This window comes from Novosphingobium tardum (assembly GCF_042652045.1).
Taxonomy (GTDB): domain Bacteria; phylum Pseudomonadota; class Alphaproteobacteria; order Sphingomonadales; family Sphingomonadaceae; genus Novosphingobium; species Novosphingobium tardum.
This window is the reverse complement of sequence record NZ_JBHSDR010000003.1, coordinates 211,630-225,913: the sequence shown is the minus strand read 5'-3', so window position 1 is coordinate 225,913 and position 14,284 is coordinate 211,630. Positions and strand designations below refer to the sequence as shown.

The window sequence follows — 14,284 nt, the reverse complement described above, 5'->3', positions numbered from 1 at the left end:
TTTGGGCAAGTCTCAGGCGGCTTCCTGCGTCTTGGCGTAAGCGCCGAAAACGCGCGCCAGCTTCGCCGCCGGAGCGGTGGTGAGCTGGGCGATCTTCGTCGCCGGGGCCTGGACGAGGCCAACAATGGTCGCGCGCAACTGATCGAGCGAAGGCATCGAGGCGAGAGCCTTGATCCCGTCGGCGTTCAGAACCTGCGCACCCATCGATCCGCCAACGATCTCGAGCTTGTCGTTGGTCTTGGCGAAATCGATGGCGACCTTGGCGGCAGCCACCGGATCGACCGACGACGCGAGCGCCACCGGGCCGGTAAGCATATCGCCGATACCTTCGTAGTCGGTATTGGCGATCGCCAGCTTGGCCAGACTGTTCTTGGAAACCTTGAACGACGCTCCCGCATCGCGCATCTTCGTGCGAAGAGCGGTGGACTGGGCCACGCTCATGCCGAGGTTGCGGGTGACGACCACCACGCCCACCTCGTTGAAGGTCGCGTTGAGGGCTGCGACCGATTCGGCTTTCTGCGAACGATCCATGCGTACTCCTTCACGAATGGCCTGACGCATGCGCGCCGGGCCGGGCTGCGTTGTCCGCACGGACCCAGGCGGGCCGAACGGGCGAGTCCAGTGATGGGGAAGGAGGGGCGCAGCACGGGCAACGCCGGAGCCGGGCACGCCATGAAGCGGGCCGGGCCGAAATCTCGTTTCCCCGTCTAGGCCGGAAATTAAGAGGGAAGCCCTCACCGACTGTCTCGGACGGAAGACCGGCGGGCGAACCTGCGCGGTCGGGCGGGCCTTTGAAGCAAGAGGGCGGCAAAGTCAACGCGCGAGAGCCCGGAGGCCCTCGCGCGCGGGATGGATCGAAGGTTCGGTCAGGCCCGGACGATCAGGCGTCCTGCTCGCCGCCTTCCGCGGAAAAGGCGAGCAGGTCGCCGGGCTGGCATTCGAGCACCCGGCAGATCGCCTCCAGCGTGGAGAAGCGGATCGCCTTGGCCTTGCCGGTCTTCAGGATCGAAAGGTTGGCCAGGGTGATGCCGACCGCGTCGGCCAGGTCGGTCAGGGTCATGCGCCGGGCGTGGAGCATGTCATCGAGGGTGACGGTGATGGGCATCAGACGGTCCCCTCCAGTTCGGCGCGCATCTCGGCCCCCTTGCGGAAGACGCGGGCGAGGATGAACAGGACGAGCGCCAGCAGCACCCCGCCGAAGGACAGGCCGAAGTCGACGTCGTTGCCCTCGGTCACCGTGCCGATCCACAGCACCAGCGCGCCGATCGGGACGCTGATCGCCTCGATCCCGATCGTCAGCCAGGCCATCGCACGAAGGCGCACGGCGTTGAGCGGGGTGAAGGGATCGCCCTGGCCCACCGTATCGACGATGCGGCGCAGGTGGCGCACCCACAGGAAGGCCATCGCGGCCATGGCCGCAATCATCAGCAGGATGGCAACCACCGCGGCGACGAACGCGCCATGAGGGACGGTCATGTGCTGCGCGGCCAGTTCGGCGAACACCTTGTCGCGGAAGATCAGCATGACCGGCGCGGCGAGGACCATGGCCGCGCCGACGAATACGGCAAGGCCGAGGAGGAAGGTCAGGACGATGCGCGCTATGGCGAGCAGCGGGTCCTGTCGGAAGGTGGCCATCGGTGTTCTCCTGTCTGGTCGCGGCTTCAGGCGAGCTGAGCGACGGCGACCGTGGTCGCGTTGGCGGGCGGCACGCTCAGCGTGGGGAGCCACAGGGCGCAGGCGAGGAAGAGCGCCATCAGGGCGGCGGCTGGGCGGGCGGTGGTCTGGGTCATTGTCGTTCTCCGATATGGTCAATATCGATATTCAATAATACCGATTCTCCTTATCGTCAATCGATAATATCGAAAATCGATAATGCGCTGATCGATCTACGATAGTATGCCTCTTTCTCGATGTACGGCATGCCGGCTCCGCTCCGCCACAGCGGTTCCGAGCCGCCGATTTCCCTCGCGCCCGTTTGACTCGCGGGGGCCCGAGTCCTATATGGCACCCTCGCTCGACGCTTCGAGCAAGGCGATTCCATGCGCAGGGAGCCGCCCGGGAAGGAAGCGATCCGGGCCTTTCATGCGACGCGATCGGCAGCGAGCCGCGGTTTCCCCAAGGAGACCGTGCGCCGCGGCGACGCGTTTTTTGCATGATGCCGCATCCGCTGCGCGGCATTTTTCCTTCCGGCGCCACCCGCTGCTGCGGGTCCGCCGGCCGACGATAGACAAAAGGCAGGCTTTTCATGGCAACCAAGGCTCAGGTTCCGGCCGCGGCTCCCCGCGCGTCCGCGAAGAAGCGCATCCGCAAGATCTTCGGCGACATCCACGAAGTCGTAGCGATGCCCAACCTGATCGAGGTCCAGCGCGAGAGCTACGAGCAGTTCCTGCGCTCGGACCCCAAGACCGGCTACATCTCGGGCCTTGAAAAGACCCTGCGCTCGGTCTTCCCGATCCAGGATTTCGCGGGCACCGCCAGCCTCGATATCAAGAAGGACGACGGTTACGTCCTCGAGCCGCCGAAGTTCGACACCACCGAGTGCCGCCAGCGCGGGATCACCTATGCCGCGCCGATGAAGGTCACCCTGACCCTCGCGACGTTCGAGGTGGACCACGACACCGAGACCAAGAGCCTCGTCGATATCAAGGAGCAGGACGTCTACATGGGTGATATGCCCCTGATGACGGAGAACGGCACCTTCATCATCAACGGCACCGAGCGCGTGATCGTTTCGCAGATGCACCGTTCGCCGGGCGTCCTGTTCGACCATGACCGCGGCAAGACCCACTCGTCGGGCAAGTACCTGTTCGCCGCGCGGGTGATCCCGTACCGCGGCTCGTGGCTCGACTTCGAGTTCGACGCCAAGGACATCGTGAACGTGCGCATCGACCGCAAGCGCAAGCTGCCGGTCACCGCGCTGCTTTATGCCCTGGGCCTCGGCCAGGAAGAGATCCTCGACCACTTCTACGAGCGGGCCACCTGGCTGCGCGTTCCCGGCGCCGACGGCCAGGGCGGCTGGCGCGTGCCCTTCCTGACCGAGCAGTGGCGCGGGCAGAAGCCGACGTTCGACATCGTCGATGCCAATTCGGGCGAGGTGATCTTCCCCGCGGGCACCAAGATCAGCCCGCGCGCCGCGAACAAGGCCGAGAAGGACGGGCTCAAGGAGCTCCTCATCCCGACCGAGGAAATCTTCGCCCGCTATTCGGCGCGCGACGTGATCAACGAAAAGACCGGCGCGATCTACATCGAGGCGGGCGAGGAAGTCTCGCCCGAGAACCTCGAGAAGCTGGACGCCGCCGGGATCGACCGGCTCGAGCTGCTCGACATCGACAACAACACCGGTCCGTGGATCCGCAACACCATGCAGGCCGACAAGGCCGAGGACCGCGACCAGGCGCTGAGCGACATCTACCGCGTCATGCGTCCGGGCGAGCCGCCGACGCGTGAGACCGCCGAAGCGCTGTTCGAGGGCCTGTTCTTCGATCCCGACCGCTACGACCTGTCGGCCGTGGGCCGTGTGAAGCTGAACATGCGCCTCGGTCTCGACGCCGAGGACACAATCACGACGCTGCGCACCGAGGACATCCTCGCCGTGGTCAAGGAGTTGGTAAACCTCAAGGACGGCAAGGGCGAAGTCGACGACATCGACAACCTCGGCAACCGCCGCGTCCGCTCGGTGGGCGAACTGCTCGAGAACCAGTACCGCGTCGGCCTGCTGCGCATGGAGCGCGCGGTGAAGGAGCGGATGAGCTCGGTCGACGTGTCGACCGTGATGCCGAACGACCTCATCAACGCGAAGCCCGCCGTGGCCGCGGTGCGCGAGTTCTTCGGTTCTTCGCAGCTGTCGCAGTTCATGGACCAGACCAACCCACTGTCGGAAGTCACGCACAAGCGCCGTGTCTCGGCGCTCGGGCCGGGCGGTCTGACGCGTGAGCGCGCCGGCTTCGAAGTCCGCGACGTCCACCCGACCCACTATGGCCGGATCTGCCCGATCGAGACGCCGGAAGGCCCGAACATCGGCCTGATCAACTCGCTCGCCAGCTTCAGCCGGGTGAACAAGTACGGCTTCATCGAGACCCCGTACCGCAAGGTCATCGACGGCAAGATCACCTCGGACGTCGTCTATCTTTCGGCGATGGAAGAGCAGAAGCACACCGTGGCCCAGGCTTCGGCTGAAATCGGCCCCGATGGACGCTACGCCGAGGAACTGGTCTCGGCCCGCGAAAGCGGCGAGTTCGTGATGGCTCCGCGCGACACGGTCACGCTGATGGACGTTTCGCCCAAGCAGCTCGTCTCGGTCGCCGCGTCGCTGATCCCGTTCCTGGAAAACGACGACGCCAACCGCGCGCTGATGGGCTCGAACATGCAGCGCCAGGCGGTGCCGCTGGTCAAGGCCGAGGCACCGTTCGTCGGCACCGGCATGGAAGAGACCGTGGCGCGTGACAGCGGCGCGGCCATCTCGGCGCTGCGCGCGGGCGTGGTCGACCAGGTCGACGCCGCGCGGATCGTGATCCGCGCCAGCGGCGACATCGAGCCCGGCAAGTCGGGCGTCGATATCTACACGCTGCAGAAGTTCCAGCGCTCGAACCAGAACACCTGCATCAACCAGCGCCCGCTGGTGAAGGTGGGTGAAGTGGTCGAGGCCGGCACGATCCTGGCCGACGGTCCCTCGACCGATCTCGGCGAGCTGGCGCTGGGCCGCAACAGCCTCGTCGCGTTCATGCCGTGGAACGGCTACAACTACGAGGACTCGATCCTGATCTCCGAGCGTATCGTCAAGGACGACGTGTTCACCTCGATCCACATCGAGGAATTCGAGGTCATGGCCCGCGACACCAAGCTCGGGCCCGAGGACATCACCCGCGACATTCCCAACGTCGGCGAGGAAGCCCTGCGCAACCTCGACGAGGCGGGCATCGTCTACATCGGCGCCGAAGTGCACCCGGGCGACATCCTGGTCGGCAAGATCACGCCGAAGGGCGAAAGCCCGATGACGCCGGAGGAGAAGCTCCTGCGCGCGATCTTCGGTGAAAAGGCCAGCGACGTTCGCGACACTTCGCTCAAGCTGCCGCCGGGCGTCTCGGGCACGATCGTCGAGGTTCGCGTCTTCAACCGCCACGGCATCGAGATCGACGACCGTACCCGCGCGATCCAGAACGAGGAAATCGAACGCCTCGCCAAGGACCGTGAGGACGAGCGCGGCATTCTCAACCGCGCGACCTACAACCGCCTGCGCGAGATGCTCGACGGCCATGTCGTCGCCGCCGGTCCCAAGGGCGTCAAGAAGGGCGCGACGATCGACGAGGCCATGCTCGGCGAAGTCGAGAAGCACGAATGGTGGAAGTTCGCGGTGGCCGACGATGCGCGCCAGGCGCAGCTCGAAGCCGTCCGCGCGCAGTACGACGAGGCGGTCAAGGGCATCAACGAGAAGTTCGAGGATCGCCGCGAGAAGCTTGAGCGCGGCGACGAACTGGCTCCCGGCGTGCTCAAGATGGTCAAGGTCTTCGTCGCGGTGAAGCGCAAGCTGCAGCCGGGCGACAAGATGGCCGGCCGTCACGGCAACAAGGGCGTCATCAGCCGCATCCTGCCGGCCGAGGACATGCCGTTCCTCGCCGACGGGACGCCGGTGGACATCGTGCTCAATCCGCTGGGCGTGCCTTCGCGCATGAACGTCGGGCAGATCTTCGAAACCCACCTCGGCTGGGCCGCGCGCGGACTGGGCCAGCAGATCACCTCGGCGCTCGAGGACTGGCGCCACGCCAATCCCGATCCGGTGACGGCGGCCCCGCCGTCCGCGGTGGTGGAGCGGCTGAAGACGATCTACGGCCCCAACTACCACGACGAGATCGAGGCGCGTTCGACCGCAGAGATCGTCGAGCTGGCCGAGAACCTCAAGGGCGGCGTCCCGATGGGCACCCCGGTGTTCGACGGCGCGCGCGAGGCCGACGTCTCGGCGATGCTCGAGCTGGCCGGGCTCGACACCTCGGGCCAGGTCGACCTGTTCGACGGGCGCACGGGCGACAAGTTCGACCGCAAGGTGACGGTGGGCTACATCTACATGCTCAAGCTGCACCACCTCGTGGACGACAAGATCCACGCGCGTTCGATCGGGCCGTACAGCCTCGTCACCCAGCAGCCGCTGGGCGGCAAGGCCCAGTTCGGCGGCCAGCGCTTCGGCGAAATGGAGGTCTGGGCGCTCCAGGCCTACGGCGCGGCGTACACCTTGCAGGAAATGCTCACGGTCAAGTCGGACGACGTCGTCGGCCGGACCAAGGTCTACGAGGCGATCGTCAAGGGCGACGACACCTTCGAGGCCGGCATTCCCGAGAGCTTCAACGTGCTCGTCAAGGAAATGCGCAGCCTCGGCCTCAACGTCGAGCTGAACTCGGTGATCGACCACGACGACGCGGACGACGAGGCGATCGCCCTGTCCCGCGCCGCCGAATGATGGGAAGCGGGGCGGCTCACCGCCGCCCCGTCGCCCCGCCTGCTGAATGATTTTTTCCAGCTTTGACCCCGTGAAGCCGGGGACAAGAGGAACCCAAAGATGAACGACCTGACCAAATTCACCAACCCGGTGGCCAAGCCCGAGACCTTCGACCAGATCCAGATCGGCCTGGCGAGCCCCGAGCGCATCCGCAGTTGGTCCTTCGGCGAGATCAAGAAGCCGGAGACCATCAACTACCGCACGTTTAAGCCCGAGCGTGACGGCCTGTTCTGCGCGCGCATCTTCGGTCCGGTGAAGGACTACGAGTGCCTGTGCGGCAAGTACAAGCGGATGAAGTACAAGGGCGTCGTCTGCGAGAAGTGCGGCGTCGAAGTGACTGTCACCAAGGTCCGCCGCGAGCGCATGGGCCATATCGAACTGGCCGCGCCGGTCGCGCACATCTGGTTCCTGAAGTCGCTGCCGTCGCGCATCGGCCTGCTGCTCGACATGCAGCTCAAGCAGCTCGAGCGCGTGCTGTACTTCGAAAGCTACATCGTCACCGAGCCGGGCATCACCCCGCTCGAGCGCTACCAGCTGCTGACCGAGGACGAGCTCCTCGACGCGCAGGACGAATACGGCGAGGACGCGTTCAGCGCCGGGATCGGCGCCGAGGCCGTGCGCCACATGCTGATGGACCTCGACCTCGAACAGGAACGCAAGGACCTGATGGAGGAGCTGGCGACGACCAAGTCGGAGCTGAAGCCCAAGAAGATCATCAAGCGCCTCAAGGTCGTCGAAAGCTTCATCGATTCGGGCAACCGTCCCGAGTGGATGATCCTCGAGGTCGTGCCGGTCATCCCGCCCGAACTGCGCCCGCTGGTGCCGCTCGACGGCGGCCGCTTCGCGACGTCGGACCTCAACGACCTCTATCGCCGGGTCATCAACCGCAACAACCGCCTGAAGCGGCTGATCGAGCTGCGCGCCCCGGACATCATCGTCCGCAACGAAAAGCGCATGCTGCAGGAAGCCGTCGACGCGCTGTTCGACAACGGCCGCCGCGGCCGGGTCATAACCGGCGCCAACAAGCGTCCGCTCAAGTCGCTGTCCGACATGCTCAAGGGCAAGCAGGGCCGCTTCCGCCAGAACCTGCTCGGCAAGCGCGTCGACTATTCGGGCCGTTCGGTCATCGTGACCGGGCCGGAGCTCAAGCTGCACCAGTGCGGCCTGCCCAAGAAGATGGCGCTCGAGCTGTTCAAGCCGTTCATCTACGCCCGGCTCGACGCCAAGGGCCTGTCGATGACGCTCAAGCAGGCCAAGAAGTGGGTCGAGAAGGAGCGCAAGGAAGTCTGGGACATCCTGGATGAAGTCATCCGCGAGCACCCGGTCCTCCTGAACCGCGCGCCGACGCTTCACCGCCTGGGCATCCAGGCGTTCGAGCCCGTGCTGATCGAGGGCAAGGCAATCCAGCTTCACCCGCTGGTCTGCTCGGCCTTCAACGCCGACTTCGACGGCGACCAGATGGCCGTGCACGTCCCGCTGAGCCTCGAGGCCCAGCTCGAAGCGCGCGTGCTGATGATGTCGACCAACAACATCCTCTCGCCCGCCAACGGCAAGCCGATCATCGTGCCGTCGCAGGACATGGTCCTGGGCCTGTACTATCTCTCGATGGACCGCGAAGGCGAGCCGGGCGAGGGCATGCTCCTGTCCGACATGGCCGAAGTTCACCAGGCGCTCGAAGTGGGTGCGGTCACGCTCCACTCGAAGATCACCGCGCGCGTTCCGCAGACCGACGAGGCGGGCAAGACCTACCAGAAGCGGTTCGAGACGACCCCGGGCCGGATGCTCATCGGCGAATGCCTGCCCAAGAGCCACACCGTGCCGTTCGACGTGGTCAACCGCCTTCTCACCAAGAAGGAAATCGGCGACGTCATCGACCAGGTCTATCGCCACACCGGCCAGAAGGACACGGTGCTGTTCGCCGACGCCATCATGGCGCTGGGCTTCCGCAACGCGTTCAAGGCGGGGATCAGCTTCGGCAAGGATGACATGATCATCCCCGACAGCAAGGACGAGCTGGTCGAGCAGACCAAGGCGCTGGTTGCCGACTACGAGCAGCAGTACCAGGACGGCCTGATTACCCAGCAGGAAAAGTACAACAAGGTGATCGACGCGTGGAGCCGTTGCGGCGACCAGGTGGCGAACGCCATGATGGACGAGATCAAGGCCAGCCCCAAGGACGAGAACGGGCGCCAGAAGCCGGTCAACTCGATCTACATGATGAGCCATTCGGGCGCGCGCGGTTCGCCGACGCAGATGAAGCAGCTCGCCGGCATGCGCGGCCTGATGGCCAAGCCTTCGGGTGAGATCATCGAGACCCCGATCATCTCGAACTTCAAGGAAGGCCTGACCGTCCTTGAATACTTCAACTCGACCCACGGCGCCCGCAAGGGCCTCGCGGATACCGCGCTGAAGACCGCCAACTCGGGCTACCTCACCCGCCGTCTCGTCGACGTGTCGCAGGACTGCGTCATCGTCGAGGAAGATTGCGGGACCGAACGCGCGCTCGAAATGCGCGCGATCATCCAGGGCGGCTCGGTCATCGCGTCGCTGGCCGAACGCATCCTGGGCCGGACCCTGGCCGAGGACATGGTCGACACCAAGTCGGGCGAAGTCCTCGTCGCCAGCGGCACCCTGCTCGACGAAGCCGCGGTTGCGGCGATCGAGGCGGCGGGGATCCTCGGCGCGCGCATCCGCTCGCCGCTCATCTGCGAAGCCAAGATGGGCGTGTGCGGCAAGTGCTACGGTCGTGACCTCGCCCGCGGCACCCCGGTCAACATCGGCGAGGCGGTCGGTGTGATCGCCGCCCAGTCGATCGGCGAGCCGGGCACGCAGCTGACGATGCGGACCTTCCACATCGGCGGCGCGGCGCAGGTCAACGAGCAGAGCCACCTTGAATCGATCTCCGACGGCACGATCGAGTATCGGGACATCCCGACGATTGTCGACAAGCGCGGTCGCCGCCTCAGCCTCGCCCGCAACGGCGAGATCGCGGTGATCGATGCCGAGGGCCGCGAGCGCGCGATGCACCGCGTGCCTTACGGTACCGTGCTGCTGCACCAGAACGGCGACAAGGTCTCGCAGGGCGAACGCCTGGCGGAATGGGATCCGTTCACCACGCCGGTGATCACCGACAAGCCGGGCAAGGTCCGCTACCAGGACCTGATCGACGGGCGCACGCTGACCGAACAGGTCGACGAGGCGACCGGCATCGCCCAGCGCGTCGTGACCGAGAACCGGTCGACCGGCCGGGTCAAGAAGGACGACCTTCGTCCCCGCCTGACCCTGCTCGACGACCAGAGCGGCGAAGCCGCGCGGTACATGCTGCCGCCGGGCACCACGCTTTCGGTCGAGGACGGCCAGGACGTCGCCGCGGGCGACATCCTTGCCCGCGCCAGCCGCGAAGCCGCCAAGACGCGCGACATCACCGGCGGTCTGCCGCGGGTGGCCGAGCTGTTCGAGGCGCGCAAGCCGAAGGACAACTCGATCATCGCCAAGATCGCCGGCCGGATCGAGTTCGTCCGCGACTACAAGGCCAAGCGCAAGATCGCGATCGTTCCGGAAGAGGGCGAACCGGTCGAGTACCTGATCCCCAAGAGCCGCGTGATCGACGTTCAGGAAGGCGACTACGTCAAGAAGGGCGACAACCTGATCTCGGGCTCCCCCGATCCGCACGACATCCTCGAAGTCATGGGGGTCGAGGCGCTGGCCGAGTACCTCGTGGCCGAGATCCAGGAAGTCTACCGGCTCCAGGGCGTGAAGATCAACGACAAGCACATCGAGGTGATCGTTCGCCAGATGCTCCAGAAGGTCGAGATCACCGACGGCGGCGACACCACGCTGCTGCCGGGCGAACAGCTTGATTACGAGGAAATGAACGAGTACAACGCCAAGCTGGAAAAGAAGCAGCGGCCTGCCGTGGGCAAGCCGGTGCTCCTGGGCATCACCAAGGCCTCGCTCCAGACCCGTTCGTTCATCTCGGCCGCGTCGTTCCAGGAGACCACCCGGGTGCTCACCCAGGCGGCCGTCGAGGGCAAGCGCGACAGCCTGATCGGGCTCAAGGAGAACGTGATCGTCGGCCGGCTCATCCCGGCGGGCACGGGCGCCGGCATGAACCGTCTGCGGATTGCGGCCAACAGCCGCGACGCCGCGCTGCGCGCGCAGTATCGCAAGCTCCAGGCTGCGATGGTGCCGGCGACCGATCCGGCCGCGTCGCTGATCGCGCCCGAAAGCGCGGCCGAGGAACATGCCGCCGAACTGGCGCAGGGTCCTGAAGCCGCGATCGGTGACGATCCGCTGGCGGCGGTCGAGGGCGAGACCCACGGCACCGACGCCGACGCGGGCGACTACCTGCTCCAGGCGGGCAACGAGGGCGAGGCCGAATAAGCCGCGCTTTCTGCCGACGAAAATGGCCCCGCCGGAGCGATCCGGCGGGGCTTTTTCGTGCGCGGTTTGCTCACTCGACGCGCCCCCGGCGAAAGGCGTAGGCTAACGGGCATGGATGTCCGCCCGTGGAACTCGCCGCGAGCAGCCGCGCAAAGCCTGAGCAAGGCGCCCGCCTTGGCCCTCGGGCGCATCCGCGTCGATCCGCCGACGCTGACCGTGTCATCTCCTGCCGGCACCGAGGCGCTCGAGCCCCGGGTAATGCGCGTCCTCGTGGCGCTGGCATCCGCCAATGGCGCGGTGCTGTCGCGCGACGAGCTGATCGGACTGTGCTGGGACGGCCAGATCGTCGGCGACAACGCGATCAACCGGGTCATCTCGCGCCTGCGCAACGTCTTCCAGCGCCTCGGCGGCGACAGCGTCCGGCTCGAGACGATCACGAAGGTCGGCTTCCGCATCGTCGCCGATCCGCCGGCGGCCCCGGGCGAGGTTATCGAGAACGCAACTCTCCCTGCTGCCGACCCATCCCCGGCGCCCGCCGGAATGTCGCGGCGGTGGGCGCTCGGCGGCGCGCTGGCCGCGGGCGCGGCAGGGGTAATCGCCTATGCCGCATGGCCGGGCGGGCCGCGCCACGTTCCAGCCCCCGCCGCGCTCGACCTCTACAACCGGGGGATGGCGCTGCAGAAAGCCGCGCAGGCGGGCGGCACCGCGCAGGCGATGCGGTTCTATCAGCAGGCGGTCGAGATCGACCCCGACTTTGCCGACGCGTGGGGCGCCCTCGCGATCGGTTACCGCCACGGTCTGGACGGCTATACCAACGAGGAGAAGCGGGGCTATCCCCGGCTCCTGCGCTCCGCCGCAAGGCGCGCACTGGCGCTCGACCCCGACCAGGTCGACGCCCGGATGGCGCTCGTCTCGATCCGTCCGTTCTATCGCCGCTGGATGGAGGCCGAAGGCGATCTGCGCGGCATTGCCCGGCGCTATCCCGACTACTGGTACGTCAACGCCCAGCTTGCCATGCTGCTCGAGGATGTAGGCCGGATCGAAGAAGGCCTAGCGTACCGCAAGCGGGTCAACACGATCGACCCGTTCCTGCCCGTATCGCACGCCTTTCTCGCCCGCACGCTGCTCTATGCCGGGCGCGACCAGGAAGCCGACGCCGCTCTCGAAGTGGCGTTTCGCCGCTGGCGCGCGCACCCGGTGCTGTGGATCGCCCGGTTCGGAGTGCTGATCGCCGGGGAGCGGTTCGTCGAGGCCGCCGCCTTCGCCCGCGATCCGCGTGCCCTGCCCGAGGATTTTCCTCCCACCGTGCCCGCTACCTACGCGGCGATGGCCGATGCGCTGGCGGCCGACGACGCGGTCGGCAAGGCTAAGGCTGCCGAACACATGCGGGCGGCGCTGGGCGAAGACATCGCATCGGCGCCGCGCTTCGTGCCGCTGCTTGCCTCGCTCGGCGCCACTGACGATGTCTTTGTCGCGCTCGGGGCCTACCTGCTCGGCGGGCGCTTCGCCGGTCGCAATCATCCCGCGCCGGGTCCGCTCGACAACCGCAACACGGTGGTCCTCTGGTCGCCGCAGCTTCGTGCCCTTGGCTCCGATCCGCGCTATGCCGCGCTCCTTCGGGCGAGCGGCGTTGAAGACTACTGGCGGCGGTCGGGGAGCAGCCCCGACTTTCGTCGGAGCGGCTCCCTTCCCAAGTCCTGACCGGTCGCGGTCCGCAAAACCCGCGATCGGCCAGAACCCATCCTCAAAATTCGCCGGCGACGCCGGCCCTGAAGGCGTTGTTCCTGTGCCCCGCGACGCTGAACCCGAGGCCGAGCGCGAACGGGGTGTCGCCATCGAAGCGATGCATGATCGAGCCGCCCACCGCGGTTTCGCCGCGGAAGGTCGCGCCGTTGAGGACGTAGGAGGTCCTGCCCGGGGCGGACGGGAACGACGCCTGGCCCATGGCCGTCGCCGCGGCGATGCCTTGCTTGAAGTCACGCCGATCGCGATCGCGCAGCTCGAATAGCGCATCGATCCGCGCAAGCTGGTTGCCCGACGCGGACTGCAGCGCCGCCACGTCGCTCAGCAACGTGGTGTTGCGTCCCAGCGTGCCTGCGGCATCAACGGTCGCCACCCCCAACGCGCCCGTCTGCGCCGCGCTACTGGCAGAGATGTCGCCGATGCGGACAGAGCTTCCGGACCCGCCCAGGGCGACCTGGTTGGCGGCGGTCGTTGCCGCTCCGGTGCCGATGGCGGTCGATCCGGCGAACGTGGCACTGGCGCTGGCGCCCAGCGCGGTGGCGTTGGCGCCGCTGGCGGCGGATAGCCGCCCCACGCTCGTCGCGCCGAGCGCGGTGGCGTTGGCGCGGACGCCCACGGCGGTCGATCCAATGGCGGAAGCGACGCTGTTGTGGCCGAGCGCCGAGGCGGCCGGAGCTGTAGCCGCAGCAAGTTGGCCCAGCGCGGTTGCGGAAAGGCCGCTGGCGACGGTCTGGTCGCCAACCGCGGTGGCGCCCGCCGCCGTCGCCTCGGCGAACGAACCCAGTGCGGTGGTTCGCGCGCCGTTGGCGATGGCGAAGGCGCCGTAGGCCGAGGCGTAGTCACCCAGCGCGGCGCTCGGCGCGCCGAACGCGGTGGCGAAGTCGCCGCTGGTCGTCGTGGCAAGTGCCGTGAGCTGGCCGTTGATGGTCCCGCTGAATGTCGCAAGCCCGCTGGCGAAGGACAGCGAACCCAATTCGGCGATGGTGCCCGTCGCGCCGACGAAGCGGCCGGTGCCGCCCGTGATCACCAGGTTCTCGCTCGCGGCGAAGGAGCCCGGCGTCGCGGTCGCATCGACCCGTCCGGTGTACGTCCCGCTGATGCTGTCGCCGGCGCGGAAGGTGTAGGTAACGATCCCGTCGACGATGTCGGTGGGCGGTGCGGCCACGATGCAGTGGCTCTGGGTCGAGGTGAAGGTGCCAAGGTTCGACGTGCCGGTGGACGAAAGCTTGTCAGGCGCGATGTCGACCGTGTTGAAATAGGGCGGGGAGCAGCGCCCGGTCCCGGGCGGGTTGAGCGGATTGACGTTCGCGCGCGTGCCGGTGATGTCGATCGTCTGGGCAGCGGCGGGCGCGGACGCGATGGCCCCGGCCAGCGCGGCAAGCGACACGACGGCAAGTCTGGTCGTTGCGACAATTCTGGTCATTGCAGGTTCCCCTTGGTTGATGCCCCAAGAGTCCCGCTTTTCGACCGGTCGCCGCTACACCCGAACCGTGATGGATTGCTGATGATGTGGTGATGATTTGCGCATGACGGCGCGGCCCGGCCTTGAAATGTAGGACCTCGCCTGCTCGATCCGGCTCATGTCGTCGCGCAGCACCATCCCACGGCGAGATCCGGTTCGATCCGAACAGCCGCGCGCAACGACATTTCTTTTTCGCCGTCGCGTGAGAA

8 protein-coding genes are annotated in these 14,284 nt (G+C 66.8%); 3 read left to right on the top strand and 5 right to left on the bottom strand.

All coding sequences use genetic code 11. The annotated features are described in order from the left end of the window. Positions 1 to 12: 12 nt before the first annotated feature. The 4 genes from rplJ to ACFO0A_RS01190 form a co-directional block, all read right to left on the bottom strand. A complete protein-coding gene (rplJ, locus tag ACFO0A_RS01205) occupies positions 13 to 531 on the bottom strand; it encodes a 50S ribosomal protein L10 (RefSeq protein WP_379537156.1) in 519 nt (172 codons plus the stop codon). Between the two features lie 349 nt (positions 532 to 880). Further along, positions 881 to 1,105 (bottom strand): helix-turn-helix domain-containing protein, encoded by a 225-nt coding sequence (locus tag ACFO0A_RS01200; protein ID WP_379537155.1) that lies wholly within the window; start codon positions 1,103 to 1,105, stop codon positions 881 to 883. Next, complete coding sequence (locus ACFO0A_RS01195) at positions 1,105 to 1,635, bottom strand: DUF2975 domain-containing protein (protein WP_379537154.1); 531 nt, start codon at positions 1,633 to 1,635, stop codon at positions 1,105 to 1,107. Before ACFO0A_RS01195 ends, ACFO0A_RS01200 begins: the two co-directional genes overlap by 1 nt. Positions 1,636 to 1,661: 26 nt before the next feature. After that, positions 1,662 to 1,790: a hypothetical protein gene (locus tag ACFO0A_RS01190; protein WP_379537153.1), complete on the bottom strand. Its 129-nt coding sequence runs from the start codon at positions 1,788 to 1,790 to the stop codon at positions 1,662 to 1,664. A gap of 455 nt (positions 1,791 to 2,245) precedes the next feature. On the opposite strand from ACFO0A_RS01190, the gene rpoB reads away from it, so the two are divergent. The 3 genes from rpoB (at position 2,246) to ACFO0A_RS01175 (ending at position 12,571) form a co-directional block, all read left to right on the top strand. Continuing rightward, the gene (gene rpoB, locus ACFO0A_RS01185) at positions 2,246 to 6,448 is read left to right on the top strand and encodes a DNA-directed RNA polymerase subunit beta (RefSeq protein ID WP_379537152.1); all 4,203 of its coding nucleotides are present in this window, start codon (positions 2,246 to 2,248) and stop codon (positions 6,446 to 6,448) included. A 99-nt stretch (positions 6,449 to 6,547) separates the two neighbouring features. Beyond that, on the top strand, positions 6,548 to 10,870 hold the full coding sequence (gene rpoC / locus ACFO0A_RS01180; protein ID WP_379537151.1) for a DNA-directed RNA polymerase subunit beta': 4,323 nt from the start codon (positions 6,548 to 6,550) through the stop codon (positions 10,868 to 10,870). Positions 10,871 to 11,044: 174 nt separating this feature from the next. After that, positions 11,045 to 12,571 carry a winged helix-turn-helix domain-containing protein gene (locus ACFO0A_RS01175; RefSeq protein ID WP_379537150.1) on the top strand — a complete coding sequence of 509 codons (1,527 nt, stop codon included), beginning with the start codon at positions 11,045 to 11,047 and terminating at the stop codon, positions 12,569 to 12,571. A gap of 43 nt (positions 12,572 to 12,614) precedes the next feature. Here ACFO0A_RS01175 and ACFO0A_RS01170 read toward each other — a convergent pair whose 3' ends face one another. Next, positions 12,615 to 14,036 carry a hypothetical protein gene (locus tag ACFO0A_RS01170; protein ID WP_379537149.1) on the bottom strand — a complete coding sequence of 474 codons (1,422 nt, stop codon included), beginning with the start codon at positions 14,034 to 14,036 and terminating at the stop codon, positions 12,615 to 12,617. Positions 14,037 to 14,284 lie beyond the last annotated feature (248 nt).